The organism is Curtobacterium sp. MEB011 (assembly GCF_030209655.1).
Taxonomy (GTDB): domain Bacteria; phylum Actinomycetota; class Actinomycetes; order Actinomycetales; family Microbacteriaceae; genus Curtobacterium; species Curtobacterium poinsettiae.
The window spans coordinates 236,917-260,524 of sequence record NZ_JARVRN010000002.1 but is presented as its reverse complement, the minus strand read 5'-3'; the positions used below and the strand labels follow the sequence as shown (position 1 = coordinate 260,524).

16 protein-coding genes and 1 pseudogene are annotated in these 23,608 nt (G+C 70.7%); 7 read left to right on the top strand and 10 right to left on the bottom strand.

The features are described 5' to 3' along the window. The first annotated feature begins 91 nt into the window (after positions 1 to 91). Both QRN30_RS03080 and QRN30_RS03075 read left to right on the top strand, forming a co-directional pair. Positions 92 to 1,402 carry an MATE family efflux transporter gene (locus tag QRN30_RS03080; protein ID WP_284760424.1) on the top strand — a complete coding sequence of 437 codons (1,311 nt, stop codon included), beginning with the start codon at positions 92 to 94 and terminating at the stop codon, positions 1,400 to 1,402. Between the two features lie 83 nt (positions 1,403 to 1,485). Next, the gene (locus QRN30_RS03075; protein ID WP_284760422.1) at positions 1,486 to 2,703 is read left to right on the top strand and encodes a lipopolysaccharide biosynthesis protein; all 1,218 of its coding nucleotides are present in this window, start codon (positions 1,486 to 1,488) and stop codon (positions 2,701 to 2,703) included. A gap of 68 nt (positions 2,704 to 2,771) precedes the next feature. Here the strand turns inward: QRN30_RS03075 and QRN30_RS03070 are convergent, their stop codons facing one another. Together QRN30_RS03070 and QRN30_RS03065 are read right to left on the bottom strand one after the other, a co-directional pair. After that, positions 2,772 to 5,723, bottom strand: a complete 2,952-nt coding sequence (locus QRN30_RS03070; protein WP_284760421.1) for an NACHT domain-containing protein — start codon at positions 5,721 to 5,723, stop codon at positions 2,772 to 2,774. A 457-nt stretch (positions 5,724 to 6,180) separates the two neighbouring features. Continuing rightward, a complete protein-coding gene (locus tag QRN30_RS03065; protein ID WP_284760420.1) occupies positions 6,181 to 7,311 on the bottom strand; it encodes a substrate-binding domain-containing protein in 1,131 nt (376 codons plus the stop codon). A gap of 115 nt (positions 7,312 to 7,426) precedes the next feature. Between QRN30_RS03065 and QRN30_RS03060 the strand changes: the two genes are divergently transcribed. Continuing rightward, positions 7,427 to 8,734, top strand: a complete 1,308-nt coding sequence (locus QRN30_RS03060; RefSeq protein WP_231564046.1) for an MFS transporter — start codon at positions 7,427 to 7,429, stop codon at positions 8,732 to 8,734. 12 nt (positions 8,735 to 8,746) lie between these two features. Here QRN30_RS03060 and QRN30_RS03055 read toward each other — a convergent pair whose 3' ends face one another. The 6 genes from QRN30_RS03055 to QRN30_RS03030 form a co-directional block, all read right to left on the bottom strand. Next, the gene (locus tag QRN30_RS03055) at positions 8,747 to 10,270 is read right to left on the bottom strand and encodes a helix-turn-helix domain-containing protein (RefSeq protein WP_284760417.1); all 1,524 of its coding nucleotides are present in this window, start codon (positions 10,268 to 10,270) and stop codon (positions 8,747 to 8,749) included. Next, positions 10,267 to 11,361 (bottom strand): DUF917 domain-containing protein, encoded by a 1,095-nt coding sequence (locus QRN30_RS03050; RefSeq protein WP_284760416.1) that lies wholly within the window; start codon positions 11,359 to 11,361, stop codon positions 10,267 to 10,269. The genes QRN30_RS03055 and QRN30_RS03050 overlap by 4 nt, the downstream gene beginning before the upstream one ends. Positions 11,362 to 11,426: 65 nt before the next feature. Then, positions 11,427 to 12,551: an S-methyl thiohydantoin desulfurase family protein gene (locus tag QRN30_RS03045; protein WP_017887750.1), complete on the bottom strand. Its 1,125-nt coding sequence runs from the start codon at positions 12,549 to 12,551 to the stop codon at positions 11,427 to 11,429. Next, positions 12,548 to 13,729, bottom strand: coding sequence for an S-methyl thiohydantoin desulfurase family protein (locus tag QRN30_RS03040; protein WP_284760413.1), 1,182 nt, complete (start codon positions 13,727 to 13,729; stop codon positions 12,548 to 12,550). Before QRN30_RS03040 ends, QRN30_RS03045 begins: the two co-directional genes overlap by 4 nt. Beyond that, positions 13,726 to 15,282 carry a hydantoinase/oxoprolinase N-terminal domain-containing protein gene (locus QRN30_RS03035; RefSeq protein WP_042538007.1) on the bottom strand — a complete coding sequence of 519 codons (1,557 nt, stop codon included), beginning with the start codon at positions 15,280 to 15,282 and terminating at the stop codon, positions 13,726 to 13,728. The genes QRN30_RS03040 and QRN30_RS03035 overlap by 4 nt, the downstream gene beginning before the upstream one ends. Before the next feature lie 144 nt (positions 15,283 to 15,426). Next, entirely contained in the window at positions 15,427 to 16,791 is a 1,365-nt protein-coding gene (locus tag QRN30_RS03030; protein WP_042538008.1) for a purine-cytosine permease family protein, read from the bottom strand. A gap of 175 nt (positions 16,792 to 16,966) precedes the next feature. Between QRN30_RS03030 and nucS the strand changes: the two genes are divergently transcribed. From nucS to QRN30_RS03010, 4 genes and pseudogenes are all read left to right on the top strand, one after another. Beyond that, entirely contained in the window at positions 16,967 to 17,662 is a 696-nt protein-coding gene (nucS, locus tag QRN30_RS03025; protein ID WP_017887754.1) for an endonuclease NucS, read from the top strand. Positions 17,663 to 17,763: 101 nt separating this feature from the next. Further along, the gene (locus tag QRN30_RS03020; protein ID WP_042538010.1) at positions 17,764 to 18,438 is read left to right on the top strand and encodes an HAD hydrolase-like protein; all 675 of its coding nucleotides are present in this window, start codon (positions 17,764 to 17,766) and stop codon (positions 18,436 to 18,438) included. Further along, positions 18,435 to 19,712 carry an MFS transporter gene (locus QRN30_RS03015; protein ID WP_042538012.1) on the top strand — a complete coding sequence of 426 codons (1,278 nt, stop codon included), beginning with the start codon at positions 18,435 to 18,437 and terminating at the stop codon, positions 19,710 to 19,712. Before QRN30_RS03020 ends, QRN30_RS03015 begins: the two co-directional genes overlap by 4 nt. 289 nt (positions 19,713 to 20,001) lie before the next feature. Beyond that, positions 20,002 to 20,619, top strand: a pseudogene (locus tag QRN30_RS03010) (ArnT family glycosyltransferase); the annotation flags it as partial. Positions 20,620 to 22,020: 1,401 nt separating this feature from the next. On the opposite strand, the gene QRN30_RS03005 reads toward QRN30_RS03010, so the two are convergent. Then, positions 22,021 to 22,854 carry an SDR family oxidoreductase gene (locus tag QRN30_RS03005; protein ID WP_259576513.1) on the bottom strand — a complete coding sequence of 278 codons (834 nt, stop codon included), beginning with the start codon at positions 22,852 to 22,854 and terminating at the stop codon, positions 22,021 to 22,023. 94 nt (positions 22,855 to 22,948) lie between these two features. Then, positions 22,949 to 23,590 carry a nucleoside/nucleotide kinase family protein gene (locus tag QRN30_RS03000; protein WP_284760409.1) on the bottom strand — a complete coding sequence of 214 codons (642 nt, stop codon included), beginning with the start codon at positions 23,588 to 23,590 and terminating at the stop codon, positions 22,949 to 22,951. Positions 23,591 to 23,608 lie beyond the last annotated feature (18 nt).

Here is a 23,608-nt window from a genome sequence, read left to right as displayed (position 1 = left end):
CGTCCCGGGGTCACGCCCACCCCGCCTGGTGACCACGACGGGTCGGCATCGCCGACAGAATGGGTCGGTGCACCGACCGACGCGACCCGCTGTGACCGCTGAGCGGCGCGCGGTCGACCGCGACATCGTGCGGCTGGCGGTGCCGGCGCTCGGAGCGCTCGTGGTCGAGCCGCTGTTCCTGCTGACCGACACCGCGCTCGTCGGGCACCTCGGGGCGACGCCGCTGGCGGCCGTCGGGCTCGCGAGTGCCGTGCTGTCGACGGTGACCGGGCTGCTGGTGTTCCTGGCGTACTCGACGACCCCGGCCGTGGCACGGGCACTCGGTGGTGGCGACCGTCGCGGAGCCGTGCACGCGGGCATCGACGGGATGTGGCTCGCGCTCGTGCTGGGGGTGGTGCTGGCGCTGGTCGGGTGGCCGCTCGCCGGGCCGCTCGTCGACCTGTTCGACGCCTCCGCCGAGGTGTCGGCCGCCGCGACCGCGTACTTGACCGTCTCGCTGATCGGGCTGCCCGGCATCCTGGTCGTGACCGCCTCGACCGGGCTGCTGCGTGGGCTGCAGGACACGAAGACCCCGCTCGTCGTCGCGACCATCGGGTTCGTCGCGAACGGGCTGCTGAACGCGGCCCTGATCTACGGCGCTGGCTGGGGCGTCGAGGGATCCGCCGCCGGCACCGTCATCGTGCAGTGGGCGATGGCCGTCGTCTACGTGCGCATCGCGGTGCGGGCCGCTCGGTCGTCGGGGGCGCCGCTGCGACCCGGCGCCTCGGGCGTCGCCCGGGCCCTTCGGTCGGGCGCATGGCTGTTCCTGCGGACCGCGTCGCTGCGGATCGCGATGCTCGCGACCGTCGGGGCCGCTGCCGGGCTGGGGACCACCGGGCTGGCCACGACGCAGGTCGGACTGACCGTCTTCTCGACGCTGGCGTTCGCGCTCGACGCCCTGGCGATCGCCGGGCAGGCGCTCGTCGGGCACGGGCTCGGCGGACGTGACCCGGAGCGGGTGCGACTGGTGACGCGACGGCTCGTGCTGCTCGGGATCGCCGGCGGTGTGCTGCTCGGGGTGCTGACCCTGGCGGTGAGCGGCGTGCTCGGGCCGGTGTTCTCGGACTCGCAGGCGGTGCGGGACGCCCTGCCCGTCGTGCTGGTGCTCATCGCCGTCGGGATGCCCGTCGCCGGGTACGTCTTCGTGCTCGACGGGGTGCTGATCGGTGCCGGCGACGCGCGGTACCTGGCCATCGCCGGAGGCGTGAACCTCGTCGTCTACCTGCCGCTGCTCTGGTGGGCCGGCGGCACGCTCGCGGGGCTGTGGGCGGCCTTCGCCCTCGGGTACATCGGGGTCCGGGCGGTGACGCTCGGGGTGCGGGCGCACCGGCGCGGCTGGGTGGAACAGGCGTTGGCGCGGTGAGCGGGTCTTCTCCGGCTGGGCCCGCTTCGTCTGCCTCGTCTGCTGAGCCTGCGGCGCCGTCGTCTTCGGTGGCCTCGTCGGCGGTGCTCGCCACGGTCGGCATCGGGGTGCAGGGCGTCGCGAAGCTGCTCGTGACCGTCGTCGTCGGGCGGGTGTTCGGCACCGAGACCCTCGGGCAGACCACGGCGCTGCTGTCGCTCTCGGTGTTCGTCGCGCTGCTCTGGCCGAACGCCGCCGGCAACACCGCGTCGCGGTTCCTGGCGATCGCGCTGCGAGGTCAGCGGTCCGATGCCGCGGTGAACCGGCTGCTCGGGGTGTCGATGCTGGTGTCGAGCGTGGTGCTCGCCGCGGTCACCGTGCCGGTCGCGCTGGCCTGGGGCAACGGCCCCGGGATGGTGCTCGGCGGTGCCGCGGTCGTCGTCGGCTACGGCCTCTACTGCTACGCACGCGGCGCACAGCTCGGCTACGACCGGGCACCACGGGTCGCGCTGTGGGACTCCGTGACGAGCGTCCTGGCGCTCGGGCTGCTCGTGGTGGCGTGCGTCGCGCGGCTCGAGCCCTTCGTGCTGCTGCCCCTGGCCATCGGGTACACGGTGTTCGCGATCGCGTGCTGGCCGCGGGGCAACGGCTTCACGTCTGCTTCACGCGAACCCGCCGCCGGGGTACTCGGGTTCGCAGCGTGGAACGTGCTGGCGGTGGTGACCTCGAACGGGTTGCTGCAGTTGACGATGATCTCGGCGCAGGTGACCTCCTCAGCGCACGACGCCGGTGTCTACGCCGCCGCCTTCACCCTGGCGACGCCGGCGTCGATGCTCGGGCAGGCGTTGGGGCAGGTGCTCGTGCCGGCGTTCGCGCACCGGACCGATGGTGGATCGTTGCGCTCCCGCGGTGCGCTGCTGCTCGTCGTCGGGTTCGCTGCGGCATCCGCCGTCGTGTTCGGCCTGATCGCTCTGCTCGCCGGGTGGTTCCTGCCGATCGTCTACCCCGCCGAGGGTGCTGCTGCTGTCGCCGACCTGCGGTACCTGATGGTCGCGGTGTGGGTGTTCACCGTCGGGCTCGTGCCGGCGGCGTTGCTGCTCGCCGCTGGACGCTCACGGCAGGTCGCCCTTGCCTCGGTCGCCGGGTTCGTCGTCGGGGCTGGGCTCATGGCCGTGCTCGGGCCCGTCGCAGGGGTCGCGGGTGGGACAACAGGGTTCCTGGTAGGGAGTGCGGTGAACCTGGTTGCGGTGGTGGGGGTCGGGTGCGTCCGAGCTCCGAGTTGCGCTGCGGATACCCGTCACCTACAACTTGACGATCAATAGACGTCAATACGGTCTCGCGATCCCTGCATCCCGAGCGGCACCTGGACGCACTTCCGAGGCCCGGGGCTTCAACTCGCCGGCACAACCGCTCTCCTCGGCCGCCGGCGTCCCCGCCGCGACATCACATCCCCACCTGGCCGCTCCTTGAAAACGCTTACCTCCTTACGGAGCCAGGCGCGACAGAAGTTCGCCATCGGCTCTGAGAACGCCTTGAAATCAAGTGACTCGAGAGATCCAACCTGGCCATACCGAACTCCGAACAAACTCCGCGTCCCCACATCTTCTCCAAGCAACTCCGGGTGCCCGAAGTGCGATCCGACAATTTCCGCCTGGGCCATTGCGACCAGCAATCGAACATCATTTCCAGGAGCCTGCGCCTCACCGAGGATATCCTCCCCGATAGACGGCGAGAAGAGGAGAACCGGAATAGGCACCTCGACGGTCGAATCCCCGTTGCTTCTTGCTTCCCAAAAAGCCGCCAGGAAAATGTCGACAAGCGGATCGACCGCTGCAAGGCTCGATAGGTCATACGTCGATGTGAGCAACCTCCCGGCGACCACCCCCGCGAGCGTGCTGGAAAGTGAAACGTACGGAAGCCCGGAGGAAACAGCGTAGAACGCCTCAAAGTCAGCCCGGCCTCGGGCGCTTCGGAATCGCACGGCGGTCTCGGCATCGATCACACCCGAGAGCAACAATGGCATCACCAGATCAGCCTTGCGCTCATCTTCTTCGTAGTCGCTAGGAGAAAGGCAGCGTGCGACGCCAAAGATTTTTAAGAGCCACCAGTCCGATCGCTCGACACCATGAAGGACCCTCTCCAACATCAGGTCGGTAAGTTCAGCAAGAACTTCAATACCCCGCTGGCGCTCCGCCGAGTCGGAACAACGCAGCAGAGTTGTCAAGGACGACGCCAACTCATCCCCGGCCGGGTCACGAAGAGACTCCGGCACCGACAGAATCAAGACATGCGTTGGAGAGCTTCTCCGAAGAAATCCGTTTCGTCGAAGGGGTTGCGCGAAAGCGATAGAAGCACGCATCAAGTCACGAATGAACGTGGGGGAAACCGTCGAGAATGCGGTGCACCTTGCAATAAATGTAATAACGTTTGATCGCCCTAAGCGCGCCCTACGTCTAGGTTCCTCAAGCATCCGCCGAAGCACGCGCTCGGAGCCGCGGTCGGAAGCTTTGTCGGCAATCTGAACAGCCAGCTGGGCAACGACATCCCACTCTTCGGCAGCTACCTTGGGAAGCAGCCGAAGTGCCAGCTTCTCCGGAGTGTCAGAAGTTCGGGTGAGGTGGTACGCCGCAAAGTACTCCATGAAAGTACGGTGTGTGAAAGTGAAAAGCGCTTCGCCCTCGGCAGTCGTTCCGGCGTCCGAGAAAACCCAAGCGCGCCCCTTGCAGAAGTCGACGAACTGTTTTGCCGATCGCTCAGCCTCTTCCTCGCTTTCAGCAGCCCTGTCCTGCAGGTACGTCGCCATGACGCGGACAAGTTCATGGTACGAGACACCCGCGTCCCCGTTTCCGCCATCCATCATCCAATAGGCAATGAATTTCATGGCCGCGTCCACATGTGCACGCGCCTCAAGCGGAACTTCAATGTTCCGATGCCCATCCCATTTCTCAAACAGGAGGTTTGCACATTTCTCGTACACGATAGGCCTACTGCGCGGAATGAAATTCTCTCCGCGGAATATTATGCACATCAACGCAAGCATGAGGGGATTTGACCGGAGATCGGGCACCGCTTCACTTTGCGCAGTAAATGAATCAGCCAACGTTGAGGCTTCTTCATCCTCATAGTCTTCTTGACAGGCAAACCACTTACGGACATACTCTGAAACATCTTCGTCCGAGAACTCCGCCATTGTGGTGACACCAAACGTATCCGGATCTAGTCGCGCTTGCTCGTAACCCACTCTTCGCGATGTAACAAAAAGTCCACACAGCGGATATTTTTCGGCAAAGAGCTCAACCACTCCGCTGATTTCCCGGCGAATGCTGGTGTCAATGAGCTCATCGAGACCGTCCAAAACCACAACAGCTCCGCCGGATACCAGCAGATCATCTATAAGTCCGTCCGGAGCTGCGTGCTGAAAGCGGCCCGATAGAACTTCAGCGATGTAATCAGCGATGGACAAGCCGGTCGCTGTCTTCCTGTTAGCGAATTCGCGCAGCGTTATGTGAAAAGGAACCGGTGCAGACGGATCCGCGGCCCACGTCGACGTCAGGTAATTCGAGAGAGTTGACTTCCCCCCGCCGGGGTCACCCAAAAGAACCGTCCGGTCAACCTGACGCTGGAATGCGTCGACGTCTACCTGGGAGTCGTCTCCGCGGCGATTCTTCGCGTAGCTTGTAAGCCTTGGGACGACGTAGAGCTCGCTCATCGGTATTTTGCGGCTTGTTTCAAAGTCCGGCGGCACAATAAATCCGTGATGGCGCTGGCAAAGCTGCCGATACTTCAATATCCAGCTATCGCGCTCCACGCTATCTCTACTTATGCGCGAGTCGATGCGATCGTGATGCTGTTCGATATTTTCCAGAATGTCTACAGCCCGCTTGAGTAGCGCCCCCTGCTGCAAGTCAGCAAGTATTTGCGGATTAGCGAGTCGAAGGCTGTCGACAGTCGATTTGCACGCGTCCGCGAGCGCGCCCCGAAGACAGGTAGCGAAATGAGTCGCATCCTCGGTCCCTGCGCTTCCTCCGATACCAATTTCAACTAATTTACGGATTGATTCTCCGGCAACCTGGACACGTGCCCCTTCTCCATCTGAGATCAGATAGGCTAGGAAAAATTCACGCAGTGTGGATTTGAATTCTTGGCCGTTGAGAATAGGGCTCACGACATCGCTCGTGACCGCGCCTCGCATGAAACCGGCCAGCTCGAGATCGCTAATATGCCCTTCGATCACGCTTGTGTCCAGGGACTGAATGGTGCTCGCTAGGGTGTCGACGGCCCTGCGTTGCCGCTTAACGTTGATCCCACTCACCACGGATGCCCCAGCGATCGCGGTATCCACGAAGAGACTGACTAGCGCGATGTCCAAAGCGACCCCAAAACCGGCTAAGCCAGATCGCTCGATTGGATCCGGTCGAGCGTCACACTATCGAGCCCAAAGGGATTGAGGAAGAGGGCCGTGGATTCCGCGTTCGAGGGACGTTTGTTAACGCGTTCGCAAGGGTACGCAAACTTCAAACTCATACCCGAAATGTGTCGGTCGCACCGACCAATGTAGTATTTCAACAGTGTTTCGAGGGGTTTCAGGTTCGTTTGAGATTGAAGGACGGACTGGGCGGTTTGCTTTCAAGGTGGGTTGAGCGCGCCTCCAGCATTCGTCGCCCGCGTGAGTGATCCGCAGTCCGCGGGAGCCCGAGTGGCGAGAGAGAGCCGCCATGCCTGTGGCTGGGGCTCTTAGGTGGTTCAGAAACTCAAGTAGGGCCGCCGAATCACCTTCGTGATCCGCGGATCACGCCTATTCAAGTAACCGAAGCGGGCGGCGCCCCCGTCGTGTCCCCCACCCGCAACTCCGACGTGAACGACGCCGGTTGCGGCTCCGCGCCTTCGAGCATGGCCAGGGCGGCGCGGGCTGCGGCCTGGCCCTTCTGCACGAACGGCTGTACCAGGGTGGTCAGGTGCCGGATCGGGGTGCGGTGGAGCAGGCTGTCGTCCACCGTGATGCCGTCGAAGCCGACGACGCTGACGTCCTCGGGGACACGGAGTCCGGCGTCAAGAGCGGCCGAGATCACCCCGACGGCGATCAGATCACTCTGCGCGATGACGGCGGTGGGGCGGGGGCCTTCGGCTGCTAAGAGCTCGGTGCCGGCGAGACGCCCCTCTTCCACCGAGCTGCCGGCGGTTTCGATCGCGATGGCGTCCGGGTAGACCTGGCGCACACCACGCAGGCGTTCGAGCGTGGTGAAGGCGATGCCCTCGGCCTGCCGGGCTGCGTCGATCGGGCCACGGCGGCGTGCGGCATCGAGGGGCAGGGTCACGACGGTCACGTCCTGGTGCCCGAGCCCCTGCAGGTACTCCGCAGCACGGCGTGAGGCATCCCGGTTGTCGAGCTGGACGGGGACAGCGCCCTCGATCTCGGCCGCCTCGATCGCGACGACCGGGATCTGCCGACGGCGCAGCACGGCGACGGCAGGGTCGATCCGGACGTTGCACCCGACGAGCACGACGGCGTCCATCGGGGCATCCACCAGCGGGCCGGCGCCCTGCTCGTCGTCGAGCGGACTCCGGACGAGCAGCAGGGAGACACCCGCGGCACCCGCGACCTCGGCGATGCCGTCGAGCGTCAGGACGTTGACCGGGTCACGGAAGGCATCGCTCAGGCGCTCGTCCATCACGACGCCGATGACGCCGGAACGACCGCGGCGCAGGGAACGGGCACGGGGATCGGGGCCGCCGTAACCGAGGTCGGCAGCGGCGGCGAGCACGCGGGCCTTGGCGTCCTCGGACACCGGGCCGAGACCACTGAAGGCGAGCGAGGCCGTCGACGGCGCGACACCGGCGGCACGGGCGACCGCGGCCAGCGTCGGGCGCGACGAACGGGTGACGCCGCCGCGGGAAGGCGACGCGCCGGGTCCTGTTGCCGGTTCGTCCATCGCCCGTTAGCGTAGCCGGAACGAGCAGTCGAATCGATTCGACAGTCACAAGACCAGCACCGACACGCACCAGAACGCGCAGCACCGAGCGCGCCGCAGCACGATGGGAACCACCATGACGACGCCGTCCACCCGCACCGTCCCGACCACCAAGGCCTGGATCATCGCGGTGTTCGTGGTGTTCACCCTGTCCGGGCTCGACATCGCGACGTGGCTGGGCCGGATCCCGAGCGTCCGCGACTCCCTGGGGGCGAGCACGTTCGAGATGGGCCTGCTCGTGCTCGGCATGGCGGTCGGCTCCATCGGCGGTCTGACGTTCGCCGGGCACATCGTCGCGAAGCTCGGTGCCCGTCGGGGCGTGCAGGTGGCTGCGGCGTGCCTGGCGATCGGCATGATCTTCGCGGGGGTCGCGGTCACGCTCGGGTGGGGCTTCGCCGCCATCTGGATCGCGCTCATCGCGTTCGGCTTCGGCAACGGCCTGTGCGACGTGTCGATGAACGTCTCGGGAGCCGCCGCCGAGAAGGCCGGCGGGCGAACGATCATGCCGCTGTTCCACGCCGCGTTCAGCCTCGGCACGCTCGCCGGTGCGGGCCTCGGTGCGCTGGCCGAGAAGCTCGAGATCCCGGTGTCGTGGCACTTCATCGTGCTCGTCGTCATCACGAGCGCCGCCATGCTCGTCGCCGTCACGAAGTTCCAGGACGAGCACCGCTTCGAGCAGCCGGTGTCGACCGACACCAGCCCGGTCGCGACCCCGCTCACCCGCTGGCAGGTCTGGGCACAGCCGTCCACGCTGTTGATCGGCGTGATCGTGCTCGGCATGGCGCTGGCCGAGGGGTCCGCGAACGACTGGCTGCCCCTCGCGATGATCGACGGCCACGGACTCGACAACGCCGGCGGCGCTGCCGTGCTGACGGTGTTCCTGGCCGCGATGACCGCCGGTCGCGTCGCCGGCAGCCCGCTGATCGACAAGTTCGGCCGCGTGCCGATCCTGCGCATCAGCGCCGCCGTCGCGGTGGTCGGCCTGGGCATGCTCATCTTCATCGACAACGTGCCGCTCGCGATCGTCGGCGTCGTGCTCTGGGGCCTCGGGGCCAGCCTCGGCTTCCCGATGGGCATGTCCGCCGCGGCCGACGACCCCCGTACCGCGGCCGCCAAGGTCAGCGCGGTCGCGACGATCGGCTACGTGGCGTTCCTGGCCGGGCCGCCGCTGATCGGGTTCCTCGGTGAGGAGATCGGCCTGCTCGGAGCGCTGCTGATCGTCTTCGTGTTCATCATCGCGGCCGGCCTGGCCTCGGGTGCAGCGCGCGAGACCGGTGCCGCTGCCCGGCCCGCCCGCGGGACCGCCAAGACGAGCAGGACGACGAAGCGCGAGACCGAGCAGGCCAGCCAGACCGACGAGACGAGCGAGACCAGCCGCAGCTGACACAACCCGCCCTCAGCCGCCATCCCCCGCCCGCGCCCGCGTCGCCAGGTGCAGGGCGAGCCGGGTCTCCGGGTCAGACAGGTCCACCCCGAGCAGCCGCTCCACCCGCGCGATGCGGTCGGACACGGTGTTCCGGTGCACGCCGAGCACCGCGGCGGTCTCGGCGATCGACGACTCCGCGTCCAGGTAGGCGGCGAGCGTCGTCAGGAGCGCCCCGCCACCGCGTTCGAGCGGCGCGAGCAACTGCCGAGAGGCCGGCAGGAACGTGTCCGTCTGCGTCCACGCGAGCAGCAGCTGCGCGAGCCCGAGCCGGTCGACGTGCACGAAGTGCCCGGACTCCGGACGGCTCGCGGCCAGGCGGGCGGCGTCGCCGGCCTCGCCGAGTGTCCGGACCAGCCCGGCAGGGCCCGCCTGCAGACTGCCGACGCCCACGTTGGTCTCCACGGTGGTGCGGAGCGTGTTCTGCGCGCGCCGCAGCCGACCCGCGATGTCGGCCACTGCCTCCCGGCCGGGTTCGTCGGGTTCCGACAGCCACAGCACCCAGCCGTCCGCCTGTTCGACGACGACCGCGTCGAGTCCCTCGGCGCGCACCGCGGCGTCGACCTGCTGGCGGAGCGCGACCAGGTCGACGCCCTGCCGCGCGACCACGCGCGCTCCGACGTGCCAGGCGTCCAGCCGCCACCCGGCGGCGATGGTCCGCTGCACGAGCTGCGGGGCGGGCGCCCCGTCGGCAGCACGGAGTTCGTCGAGCATCGCCATCCGGTAGCGGGCGTCGCGCTCGTCGTCGAGCCGGGTGAGCAGCAGCCGGTGCCCGACGGCGACGGCGGCGACCTGCAGGGCGCTCGCGACCACCTGCTGTTCGGCGGCGATCGGGACGGACAGACCGACGGCCAGCCAGGCGCGCGGTCCGATGCCGGTACCGACCGGGATCGCGACGAGCGTCTCGTCGACGCCCTCGGCGATCAGCACGTCGCTCGTGCCGGCCCGGCGGACGAGCACGGCGCGGGCCGTGTCGTCGACGGCGGCTCCGCGGAGTGCCAGGCCCGAGGCGTCGAGGAAGCGCACCGGGTGGCCGAGCGACCGGTCGAGCCGGACGAACAGGTCGTCGAGTTCGGGGCCGGCGTCGAGCGCGACGCGGGAGGCGTCGAGGGCCGCCCGGGCCGCCGGACCCATCCCGGTGCCGATCAGTTCGTGCAGGCGGACCGAGGTCGCCCACGGGTCCGGGGTGGCGAGCACGGCGACGCCGAGCCGGTCGGCGAGCGTCGTGGTGCCGGGGCCGAGTTCCAGCGATCCGTCGACGACGAGCAGGGTGGTGCCGGCCGCGGAGGCCCGGCGCAGCAGCACGTCGAAGCGTGCGTCCGCACGGTCGACGGGGGTGAGCAGCACGACGACGTCGTCGCCCTGGGCGAGCGACCGGCCGACCTGGTCGGGGGTCCCCACGACACCGCGGACGCTCCGGACCGCCGTGCTGCCGGGGCCGACGAGCAGGCGGGTGCCTGCTGGCAGGAGCGGCAGCAGGTCGCCGACGGCGTTCACGCGAGCACCTCGGGCACGATCTCGGGCACGACGTCGGCGTCGATGCCGAACGCCCGCGGTCCCATGTGCGCGGTGCGGTCGGGGTCCGCCCACCACCACGGCGCAGACGGCAGCAAGAGCACCGCGAGTTCGTTGCCGACCCGCGTGCGGTCGGTCGCCACCGGCGCGAGCGAGCGCGCGTCGACGACGGTGATGACGCTCGGCGTGCTGGCGACGGGCAGGCCGTCGACCAGGCAGTGCACGTACTCGCTGCCCGCCTCGACCCGGGCGACCGCACCGGTGCCGGCGTCGCGGATGGCCAGGCTGCTGCGGACGAACGCGAGCGCGTCCCCCTCGCGCTGCACGTCGATGACCCGGCCCTGCGCGACGACCCGGCCGCCGATGAGCGCGGCGAGTTCCGCCGCGTCGCGTGCGCCGCCCGCGGCGCGTCCGATCCGGAGGGCGCGCTGCACGCTGCCGACGACGGCCCGCTCGCGCAACAACGCCACGGGGACCGGGCCGATCGCGAAGGCCGCCCAGCCGCCGCTGTGCGAGACGGCCTCGCGCCAGACGGTCTCGACGTCGTGGGGCTGCCGGGCGTCGACGACGATCCGCAGACCGCTCGTGGTGGCTGCCGCGGCCGTGACCGTCGTGGTCGGGCCGACGAAGACCGACAGCTGGTCGATGCGCGGGACCGCGCGGCCGACCAGGTCCGCGTCGACGAGCGGCAGTCCGGCGGCGTGGGCGGTGAGGGCCGCGGCCGGTCCGGTCACGCCGCCGATCTGCGCGGCGACGACGGCGTCGGCACGGACGCCCGTCCAGCGTTCGACCGCCGCGAGCGCGGCCGGCAGCTCCTCGCCGCTCGGCATCTTCTCCTCGAGCACGTTGGTCGACCCGATGATCCCCACGGCCACCACCGAGCCGAGCGCGGGGTCGTCGAGGTCGACGACCGGCACGCTGCGGTCGCCGAGCGCGAATCGGAGCGCGCTGACCATGTGGTCGACACGGCCGCCACCGCCGCACCCGAGCAGGGCGGTGCCGCGTCCGAAGACGGTCGCGTCGTCGGCCTGGAGGCCCGCCACACCGCCGCCCCGCCGCTCACCCTGGTCCATGGGTCCATTCTGCTGCCGTGGTCGCGTCCCGGGGCCGGGCCCCGGGGTCGGCGCGGGACCGTTCGTCAGCCGACCGCCGGGGCGGCCGGGCGGACGTGCTCGTGCAGGTCCTCGACCGGGACGAACGGTTCGTCGAGCCCGAAGCACGACGGCCCGAACACGGCGAGCGCCTCCGGGGTCCGCATCAGGTCGGGCGTCGAGATGCCGATCACCCGGACGCGCTGCCCGAACCGCAGGCGCTCGGTGGTGATCGGCTCGGCGGTCTCGGCGTCGAGGACGCAGATCAGGTCGGGCACGACGGCGACGAGCTGCCCGTCCCGCCGGGCGACCAGGTTCTCGTTCTGGAACCGGAGTTCGAGCTCGGAGCCGTCGGTCCCCTGCACGGTGGCGCGCCCGCGGGCGAACCCGTCGACCGTGCGGCGCTCGACGTCGACGACCTTGCCGTCGAACAGCTCGCGCAGGTGCGTGTAGATCGTCGTGCCGAGGGCCTCGGCGAGCGCATCGATGGGGTCACGGTGGGCTTCGCGGGCGACCCGGATGGCCCGACCGACGGCGAGCGCCAGGGAGAGCGTGCGTGGGACGGCGGTCTCCCGCACCTGGCGGCCGGACATGGCGTACTCGGCGATGTAGGCGACGCCGCCGAGCCGGATGGTGACCCCGCGGGCGAGCCACTCCATCTTCTTGTTGTCCGTGCCGGTCTCGATGATGACGCCGTGACCGTTCTCGTCGCTGATCGCCAGCGGGCTGCCGGGGACCCCGTAGACCGAGAACGTCTCCATCTGCAGCTCGGGGAACGCGCGGCCCATGCCGTCCGCGTCGACCACGGGCAGGCCACCGGTGGCGCCGACGAGCAGCGGGATCATCGAGTTGATGCCGCCGCACTCGATGGGCATCGTCGCGGTCGCCGTCCGGCCCAGGTGGGCTTCGAGCCGACGGAGTGCGCCGAGGGGTTCCGGTCCGGCGGGGATGCGTTCGAGCACGACGGTCGGTGCGCCCATCTGGGCGGTGGGGATGACGAGGGCGTCGTCGGGCACTTCGGAAGGGTCGAGGATCGTGACGGGGCCGTGCTGTTCGATCGCGGCACGGACCAGGAGCATCCCGATGGTGGGGTCGCCTCCGCCGCCGGTGCCGAGCAGCGCGGCGCCGCGGGCCAGGTCGGGCAGGTCGTCGACGTCGAGGATCCAGCTCATCGGGCTTCCTCCGTGCTCTCGCCGGGGCTCGTGGTGCCGTCGTGGCGGACCGCGTGGGTGTCGTAGCCGAAGTACCGCGGGCCGGCCAGGCGCAGGCCGTCCGGGGAGTGCCAGCGCTCGTCAGCCGGTGCGGTGACGATCCGGATGCGGGCGCCGAAGCGCAGGGCCTCGGTGGTGATCGGTTCGCCGGTCTCGGCGTCCAGGGTGATGATGAGGTCGGGAGCCGTGGTGCGGACCTGGCCGGCCACCTCGACCAGCAGGTGCTCGTTCTGGAACCGGAGCACCGCCTCCAGGCCGGTGTCGCTGCCGGAACCAGCGATGCGGGCCGTGCCACGGGCGAACCCGGTGACGGTCTTGCGCTCGATGTCGGCGACCTTGCCCTGGAACACGACCGTGCCGCCGAGCACCTCGGTGACCGCCGTGACGGGGTCGGCGTTCTCGCTGCGGGCGCGGACGAGCGTCTCGCCCAGCCGGACGCTCAGCGACAGGCTGCCGCGGACGAACGACTCCTTCACCTGCGCGCCGGACATGGCGTACTGCGCGGTGATCGCGGAACAGCCCATCTCGACCGTCGCCGTGCGGGCGAGCCGTTCCGCCCACCGGTTGTCCACCGTGTCGAAGACGACGGTGTTGCCCTTCTCGTCCGCCAGGGCCATCGGTGTCGCGCTGACCCCGGACAGGGTCGGCAGCACCATCTGCACCTCGGGGAACGCACGGCCCATGCCGTCGCCGTCGACCAGGGGCAGGCCGAGCTCGGCAGCGGCGACGATCGGCGTCGTCGAGTTCACGCCGCCGACCTCGATGCAGGCCAGGTGGGTCGGGGTCACGTTGAGGAACGCCGACAGGCTGCGGATGGCCTCGGCGAACTGGCCGGCGGACGGCAGCTTCTCGACCATCACCGTGGGAGCGCCGATCATCGCGACCGAGAGCACCACGGCGTCGTCGGGCAGGTCCTCGACCTGGACGATCTCGACCGGGCCGTGGGTGCGGACGGCGGCCTCGGCGAGCAGGCGGCCGATGTAGGGGTCACCGCCGCCGCCGGTGCCGAGGATCGCGGCGCCGCGGGCGAGGGCCGAGCAGTCCGCCCCGATGGAGGTGATGGGGACCTCAGCGGACTGCTCGGCGGTCTGGGAGTTGGAGGTGGTCCTGGGCGGGGTCGCGGTCTCGGTGGCGCTCATCGGACCAGCGCCCCGAGTGCCAGGTCGCCCACGGCCTTGGCGCGGATCCGCGTCGCGTTGCCCGGCAGGTACGGGATCGGGACCTCGTCGAAGTCGACGATGTCCACCGAGCCGGGGTCGGCGCCGGCCGCGATGGCGCGGTCGACGGCCTCTTGCCGCGCCTCGTCGACCACGGCGGACCGTCGGCCGTCGCTGATCGCGTAGACCTTGTCGACCTCGCCGCTGACCTGCGCGATCGCCGCACCGATGGCGTTGGCGACCGAGTAGTGCTCCGGGCGGTGCACGGTGCCGAGTCCGGGCAGGGTGTCCGGCAGCAGTACCGAACCGCCACCGACCGCCACGACGGGCAGCGGGTCGGACGAGGTGCGCATCCGCTCCACGATGTCGGCGACGCGCTCCGCGATGACGTCGAGCGCGCGGGCGGCGACCTCGGCCGGCACACCGGCGACGAGCGACGGGTCCCCGATCGCGCCACGGCCACCGCGGACGGCAACGTCGGTCGCGGTCAGGGTGGTGCCGCCGAAGACCAGGCCCTCCTCGGTCAGGCGGTACCCGACGGAGTCCGGCCCGACGACGCTGCCGTCCTCGCGGATGCGGGAGCCGCCGCCGATGCCGACGGACAGGACGTCGGGCATCCGGAAGTTCGTGCGGATGCCGGCGACGGCGACCTCGCCGGTGGCCTCGCGCGGGAAGCCCGCGGTCAGGACGCCGACGTCGCTCGTCGTGCCGCCGACGTCGACGACCGCGCAGGTGTCGAAGCCGGACAGCACCGCGGCGCCGCGCATCGAGTTGGTCGGGCCGGAGGCGAACGTCGCGACCGGGTAGCGACGGGCGTACTCGACGTCCATCAGGGTGCCGTCGTTCTGGCTCAGGAAGAGCGGTGCGTCGATGCCGCTGCCCGTGACCGACCCGGACAGCCCGTCGACGATGCGGTCTGCGAGCTCGCGGAGCGCCGCGTTGATGATCGTCGCGTTCTCGCGCTCGAGCAGGCCGATGCGACCGATCTCGGACGACAGCGAGAACGCCACGTCCGGCCCGAGCTCGGCGGCCATGATCTCCTGCGCGCGCTGCTCGAACTCGTCGTTGATCGGGGAGAACACCGACGAGATCGCGACGGACCGGATGCCCGCGGCGGCGATGGCACCGGCGTGCCGCTTGAGTTCCTCGGGGTCGAGCTCCGAGATGACCCGGCCGTCGAACTCGTGGCCGCCGTGGGCCAGGAACGGCTGCGCGTGCACGGCCGACACCAGGTGCGCGGGCCAGTCCGTGAACGGCGGCAGCGAGGCCGTCGCCGGCAGGCCCAGGCGGACCGCGGCGGTCGGGGCGAGGCCACGTGCCTCGACCAGGGCGTTGATGAAGTGGGTGGTGCCGATCATCACGCCGTCGATGTCCGTGGGGCCGAAGGCGTGCTGTTCGCGCAGGCCGTCGAGCGCGGCGACGATGCCCGAGGTGACGTCGGGGGTGGTGGACCGCTTGACCGCCGCACGGACGGTGCTGCCGTCCATCAGGACGGCGTCCGTGTTGGTGCCGCCGACGTCGATGCCGATGCGCATGGGGTTCCCTTCGGTGGAGCGGTGGTGCGGGTGCGGGGTCTTCGTGGGGGTGGAGCCGGTGTGGGGGGGGTGGTGGGAACCGGCCGCGCCGTCGCGCGGATCAGGGGTGCGGCGACGCGACCGGCCGTTCTGGGACCGCCCGGGTCAGGCGGCGGGGGCGGCCGGTGCGGCGGGCGCAGCCTCGGTCCGACTCACACCGACACCGCGGATCAGCCCGGCCTTGCCGGCGACCACGTAGAGCACGAAGGCGATGACCACGGAGTTGATCGACGGGATCCCGACGGCGACGAAGTACCCGATGAGCGAGGCGACCGCCCAGATGACCAGGGTGGCCGGCACCCAGGTGGGCGAGGTCGCCGGGATGTTCTCGGCGTCGCTCAGCTCACGGCGCCAGCGCTTCACGACGAAGTACTCCGCCACCATGATCCCGGCGATCGGCGGGAAGACGACCCCGAGCACGGACAGGAACGGTGTCAGGGCCCCGAGGAACCCGACCGCGGCGAGCACCGAACCGACGACGCCCATCACGAGCGTCACGAGCCCGCGGTTCACCTGCTTGCCGAACACCGCGTCGATGAAGTTCGTGACGCCGAGGCTCGAGCTGTAGATGTTCCAGTCGTTGATCTTGAACGTGCCGAGCAGGATCACGAGGATGCCGACCCAGCCGACGCTCGACGTGATCACGCGGGTGATGTCCGCGGAGCCGACGGCGTGGGCGAGCAGGACACCGGCCAGGCCGATGACGTACTCGCCGAGGGTCACGCCGAGCAGCGTCTGCTTCACGACGTCGCCGACCGACCGGTTGAAGCGGGTCATGTCCGGCGTGATCACCGCGCCGACGATGAACCCGCCGGCCACCAGGGTGGTGCCGGCCACGAAGCTCAGCTCCGGACCGGCCGGGGCACGCGCGGCGAGCTCGGCGATCGAGTGCCGGCTCAGCTCGACGATGACCGCCCAGCCGACGAGCACCAGGAACAGCGGCACGGTCACGTTCGCCAGCCACTGCATCGAGTGGAACCCGCGCAGCACGATGGCGGTGACGAGCAGCCCGAACACGAGCGACCACGCCCAGGCGGGCAGGATCGGCAGGATCGAGACGAGCCCGGCAGCCGAGACGCCCGACTGGATGCCGAACCAGCCGATCAGGCTCAGCCCGATCGCCAGCCCGACCAGCGCCGAGCCGGCCTTGCCGAACCCGGTCCAGCGGGCGATGACCGAGGTGTTCAGGCCCTCCTTCACGCCGATGACGCCGACGAGGACCGAGACGATCTCCAGGATCACGGCGCCGAGGGTGATCGCCCAGAAGGCGTCCCAGAAGCTCATGCCGAAGCCGAGCGTCGCACCGAGCAGGAACTGGGACAGGGCCGAGATCTGCCCGAAGCGCTGCACGGCGACCTGGAACCAGCCGTAGCGTGCGGACATCGGGACCCGGCTGAGCGAGTAGTCGTCGACGGCGACCGACTCGGAACGGGGGGTTCGTGGTGCTGACACTGCGGTCTCGCTGGCCATCGTGGCTCCTCGGGGAGGGGTGTCGGCGTGGGCCGATCGGGGTGTCAGCCACGGTAGGACGGCATCGGATTGCGGTACATGTGCAGAACGTCGTTACCGGCATGTGAATCCGTGCGTGCTGCACAGCCAGCGCGCCCGGTCCGGGCGACGACATCGCGCCGGTTAGGCTTCCGGGGTGCGTCTCGTCATCGCCCGGTGCTCCGTCGACTACGCGGGCCGGCTCTCAGCCCACCTGCCGCTCGCGACCCGCCTGCTCATGCTCAAGGCGGACGGCTCCCTGCTCGTGCACTCCGACGGCGGCAGCTACAAGCCGCTGAACTGGATGAGCCCGCCCTGCTCGATCGAGATCACCGAGCCGGACGAGGAGCAGTCGGTCGCCGGCATCACCCAGGTGTGGACGGTGACGCAGAAGAAGACGCAGGACAAGCTCATCGTCTCCCTGTACGAGGTCGTGTCCGACGAGACCCACGACCTGGGCGTCGACCCGGGCCTGGTGAAGGACGGGGTCGAGGCGCACCTGCAGCAGCTCCTGGCCGAGCAGATCGAGCTCCTCGGTGACGGCCACACCCTGGTCCGCCGCGAGTACATGACGGCCATCGGGCCCGTCGACATCCTGGCGCGCGACGACGCCGGGGCGAGCGTCGCCGTCGAGATGAAGCGCAACGCCAACATCGACGCGGTGGAGCAGCTCACCCGCTACCTCGAGCTCATGAACCGCGACCCGCACCTGCGTCCGGTGCAGGGCGTGCTGGCGGCGCAGACGGTGGCACCGCAGGCACGCACCCTCGCCGAGGACCGCGGCATCCGCGTCCTCGTGCTCGACTACGACGCGATGCGCGGCATCGAGGGCGGCCACACCCGCCTGTTCTGAGCCGGGTCGGCCCGCCCGGCCTGGAGGCACGGCGCACCCCCGCCCCGCCGCCGACGGAACCCGGATGGTCGCCGCCACGTCCCGGCTAGGGTGGGCAGGACATGACCAGCCCGTTCTCCGCCATCCTGTTCGACCTCGACGGCACCATCAGCGACTCCGCGCCGGGCATCCTCGAGAGCCTGACGCACACCTTCCGCACCGTCGGCGTCCCGGTGCCGGACCGCGACACCCTGATGTCGTTCGTGGGCCCGCCGATCATGGACACGTTCCGGATCGCGATGGGCATGGACGACGAACTGGCCGACCGCACGCTGGCCGTCTACCGCGAGCACTACTTCTCGCACGGGGCGCTCGACTCGGCGATGTTCCCGGACATCGACGTCGTGTTGCGCACCCTGCACCAGGCGGGGCTGCCGATCTCGACGGCGACGAGCAAGCCGGAGACCCCGGCGACCTACATCCTCGAGCACTACGGGCTCACCGGGGACATCGACATCATCACGGGCGCGAGCGACGACGAGGTCCGGTCGAGCAAGGCCGACGTCGTCGAAGAAGCACTGCGCCGACTCGAGGCCCACGGCTTCGACACCAGCCGCCCGGTGCTGATCGGCGACCGGAAGCACGACGTCGAGGGCGCGACCGTGCACGGCGTCCCGGTCGTCTTCGCCGAGTGGGGCTACGGCTCCCCCGACGAGGCCGAGGGCACCATCGCCACGGCTGCGACCCCGCTCGACCTGCTGCCGATCCTGCTGCCGTCCGCGACGCCGTCCGCATGAACGACGTCGCACGACGGGGCCTGCGCGGCGCCGCCTGGCTGCTGCCCGCTGCCATCGTCCTCATCGCCCTGAACTTCCGCGGCCCGATCGTCGCCACGGCCCCGGTCATCGGTGACGTCCGAGCCGACCTCGGCCTGACCGCGACGATCGCCGGGCTGCTGACGACGATCCCGGTGCTCTGCTTCGCCCTCGCGACGCCGTTCGCCAGCTGGGTCATCGCGAAGGCCGACCCCGAGCGCGCGGTGTCCCTGTCGCTCGTCATCGTGCTCGCCGGCACCGTCGTGCGCTCGATGCCCTCGTCGGCGGCGCTGCTGATCGGCACCGCGGTCATCGGCATCGGCATCACGATCGGCAACGTGGTGATCCCGGTGGTCATCCGGCGGGACACCTCGCCGGAACGCGTCGGCCTGGTCACCGGCGTCTACACGTCGGCGCTCAACGTCGGGTCGATGATCACGTCGCTCGGCACCGCTCCCCTGGCGGCCCTGTGGGGCTGGCCGGTCGCCATCGCGATCTGGGCGGTCTTCGCGCTCATCGCCGCCGCTGCCTGGACCTACGCGGTCGGTGCACGGGCCGCCTGGCGACGCCCGGTGCCGTCCGACCACGACGGACCACTGCCGATCACCGGTCCGATCGACCAGGTGCTCGACACCGGGGCGATCCGCACCGCGCGCGCCGCCGAGGCCGCACGGGTCGCCGCCGCCGAACCGATCCGGCCGGCACGACGGCTCATCACCTGGGGCCTGACGCTGGCGTTCGGCGGCCAGGCGTTCTCGTACTACGCCCTCACCGCGTGGATCCCGACCCTGCTGCACGACGAGATCGGCTTCTCGAAGGCGTCGTCGGGCGCGAGCTCGTCGGTGTTCCAGATCCTGGCCGTCGTCGGGGCGCTCGGCGTCCCGCTGCTCGCGACCCGGTGGCGTCCGGCGGCGATCATCGCCCTGGTCGGCACCCTGTGGCTGGCGATGCCGCTCGGGCTGCTGTTCGCCCCGCAGCTCTGGCTGCTGTGGTCGGTGCTCGGCGGCGCGGCCCAGGGCGGCGGCATCACCGTGATCTTCATCGTCATCGTGCGGATCGTCTCCAGCGACGCCGATGCCCGCCGGATGTCCGCGTTCGTGCAGGGCGGCGGCTACCTGATCGGGTCAGCGGGGCCGCTGCTCGCCGGGGCGCTGCACGGTGCGACGGGTACCTGGACCGCACCGCTCCTCGTCGTGCTCGTCGCGGTGCTGACCCTGGGTGTCGTCGGGACGTTCGCCGCGCGACGGGTCTCCTGAGCGCGGAACCGACGGCCGTCCTGCCCGCCCGCCGCCCGGCGTCCTGACCCCGAACCCGAGCGCCGGCTGAGACCCCGCTCCGGCTCAACCCCCGAGGCGCTGACCGACGGGGGCCGCACCCGCACGACCCCTCAGCGCGCGGACCGGCTTCGCGGCCAGCTGGCGGCACGGTCCCGGCCCATCGTCATCCCGGACAGCCAAGGTCCGGAGAGTGGACATCCGACGACCCGCCCGGTGGCGGGACCAGCCGCTCGCGGCACGGCTCACCCTGCTCGTGATCGCGGGCGGCATGACCGTGCTGCTCGCCTGGAACCTGGGCCGTGGTGGGGACTTCGGCTTCTACCAGGCGTCGGCGCGGTCGATGTCCGAGTCGTGGCCGGCGCTCTTCTCCGGCGCGTTCGACCCCTCGGCGACGGTGACGCTCGACAAGCTCAGCGGCTTCGCGGTGCCGCAGGCGCTGAGCCTCCGGTTGTTCGGGCACTCCACCGCAGCGCTCGCGTTCCCGCAGGTCATCGAGGGGCTCGTCACGCTGTGGGCCTGCTCCCTGGTCGGACTCCGCTGGGCCGGTGTCGGGACGGGCCTCGTCGCCGCCGCGGCAGCCGGGTCGACGCCGATCTTCGTGTCGATGTTCGCGCACCCGATGGAGGACGGCATGGTCACCGCCGCGCTGGCGGTCGCCCTGCTGTGCTGGCAGCACGCGGCACTGACCGGGCAGTGGTGGCCGCTCGTCACCGCGGGCCTGGCGGTCGGCGTCGGGTTCCAGGCGAAGATGGTGCAGGCCTGGTTCGTCCTGCCGGCGCTGCTGCTCGGCACGCTGCTGGCCGCGGCCCGGCACGACGGCCGTCCCTTCCGCTTCGGCACCCGGGTCATCCGAGCCGGAGTGCTCGGGGTCGTCGCGGTCCTGGCATCGGTGTCGTGGGTGACCGCGCTGGCGCTCACGCCGTCGGGTTCGCGGCCGTGGGCGGACGGCTCGACGACCGACAGTCCGCTCGCGATGGTGTTCGGGTACAACGGCATCGACCGGTTCCTGCCCGGCGCGGTGCCCGGGTCCGTCCGGTCGTTCACGGTGCCGTTCGGCCCGCACACCTGGCGCGGTGGTGCGGCCGGGTTCGGCAAGCTGCTCGAACCGCACCTGGCGTCGCAGGTGGCCTGGCTCCTGCCCGCGGCGGTGTTCGGCGTGGTGGTCGCGGCCGTGGTGCTGGTCCGACGGCGAGCGCGGAGGACCACGCCGGCGTCGACACGCACAGCCCACGACACCGCCGGCACCCCCTTCGGGCACGCGTTCGACACCCGTGCCGGAGCCGCCACCCTGGCCGTCCTGGTCGTCTGGCTCGGTACCGCGGCGCTCGTGCTGTCGGTGGCCGCGGTACCGCACACCGCCTACGTCGCGGCGATCGGCGTCCAGCTCGCCCTGCTCGCGGCCCTCGGGTGGCGCGGTGCGGTCGGCCTGGTCCGGGCGCAGTCCCGGGCACTTCGGGCGCTCCCCGTCGTCCTCGCCGTGGCGCAGCTCGGCTGGGTGGTGTTCCTCGCCCAGGGCACCGCGATGCCACGCGTGCTCGCCGGGCCCGCGATCACCGTCGCGACGGTTGCCGTCGTCGCCAGCGTGGTGGCGCTGTGCTGGCGACCCCGCTGGGAGGCGACCCGCGGGCCGGGCTGGCACCGGGCCTCCCGGACGACCATCGCGCTCGCAGCCGGCCTCGCCCTGGTCGCCGGACCGGCCGCGTTCTCACTGCAGGCGCTCGACGCAACACGCGACGGCAGCGGCATCGACGCATCCGTCGGGCCGTGGCCCGCGCGCTGGCCGATCCCGGCCGGCACCCCGGACGTGTTCCACGTGTCGAGCCCGGACCCGTGGGGCGGATCGACCCCGTACCCGCGTGCCCTCAGTCGGCTCGTCGCGACCGCGCGACGCCTGGAGGGGTACCGGCACGACGAACCGCTGTTCCTGACGGACACGTGGCACATCTCCGCGCCCGTGATCGACGCGACCGGGCTGCCGGTGCTGACGGACGGCGGGTTCTCGGGCACCGTGCCCGTCTTCACGACGCACCAGATCCGTCGCAGGATCGCCGACGGACTGCGCGTGCTCGTCGTCGAGGCCCACGCGCCCCGCACCGACCCGGTCCTGCGTGCCGCGCTGGCCGGCGGCTGCCGAGCACTGTCCCACGGCACCCGGCACGCACGCCTGCCGATGCAGCCGCGCCGGGCGAACGGCATCACCTGGACGGTGTGGCACTGCGGGCTGCCCGGCCCGTCGGTCGGACCCGGAGTGCACCACGGCCACCACAGCCACCGCGGCCACCACGCGTCAGCGGGCGGCGAGCACCTCGCGCAGGGACATCGGCGTGCGTCCCGTGATGCGTTCGACGTCGCCGGACACGTGGGCGAGCGCCCCCTCGGCGATGGCCGTGTAGGTGCTCACCCAGGCGTCGGCCTGCCACGGCTCCGGGTTCCACTGCGCACGTGATGCGTACGCCTCGTCGAGGGTCTCGGGGTGGTAGCTGACCGTGCGGCCGCGGACCTCGGACACGATCGCGGCCGCCTGGGCCAGGGTGATCGCCTCGGGGCCGGTCAGCTCGTACGTCTGGTCGCGGTGCGCGTCCGGGTCGTGCAGCACCGCGGTCGCGACGCGGGCCACGTCGGCCCGGGCGACCGCCGCCATGGCGCCGTCGCCGGCCGGGCCGCGGATCACGCCGTCCTCGCCGACCAGGTCCTCGACGAAGTCCAGGTAGAAGCTGTCCCGCAGGAACGTGAACGCCATCCCGCTCTCGCGGATCGCCTGCTCCGTCGCCCAGTGGTCGCGTCCGAGCGTGAAGGTCGCGTCGGGAGCCGCGCCGAGGAACGACGTGTAGACGACGTGCCGCACGCCGGCGTCGGCCGCCGCGGTGACGAACGCCCGGTGCTGGTCGAGGCGGTCCTGGGCCTCGGCGGCGGACACCATGAGCAGCACGTCGACGCCCTGGAGCGCCGTCCGGCTCGCGTCGACGTCGGCGAAGGCCGCGACCGCGACCTCGGTGCCGGGCAGCTCCGGCGCACGCGCGGCGTCGCGCACGAGCATCCGGAACGGCACGCCGTCCGCGGCGAGCGCCGCGCTCACGGCGCCCCCGATGTTGCCGGTGGCTCCGGTGATGGCGATGGTCATGGTCGCTCCTCGTGTCGGTGTCGCGTGGTGGTGGTCCGGGTCACGTGGTGGTCGGGGTGGCCTGGTGGTCGTCGACGGTCACGTCGGTCGGCGGTCACGTCCACACCGTCCTGGAGGCCCGGATCACCGTGGGCGCGACCCTCGCGGCGTTCACGCCGTCCACCTCCACCGCCCACGCGCGGGCGGCGTCGTGGTCGCGGCCGTGCCGCATGTGCCGGCCGACCAGGCGGTCGAGCCGCACCCCGTCGTCGACGGCGCAGAACCAGGTCTCGGTGAAGAGCGCGGGCAGCGCCGACCACGGAGCGGTGTCGTCGAGCAGGTAGTTGCCCTCGGACACCACGAGCCGGGTGGTGCGGGGTACCGCGATGCTGCCCGCGACGGGTTCGTCCACGCGGCGGTCGAAGTCCGGTGCCCACACCACGTCCTCGTCGGCGGCGACGAGCCGGCGGACGAGTGCGACGTAGCCGTCGGCGTCGAAGGTGTCCGCCGCACCCTTGCGGTCGTGCCGGCCGAGGGCGTCGAGCGCCGCGTTCGACAGGTGGAAGCCGTCCATCGGGACCTGCACCGCCGTGCCCGCACCCAGGCGTTCGTCGACGGCGGTGACGATGCGGCGGGCGAGCGTGGACTTGCCGGCACCCGGTGCGCCGGCGATGCCGAGCACGGTGCGGTCGCTGCCCGCGGCCAGCTCGACCGCGCGCTCGACGGCTTGGTCGACGGTCGTGCCGGAGTCGCTCACGGCTTCATCCTCGCAGAG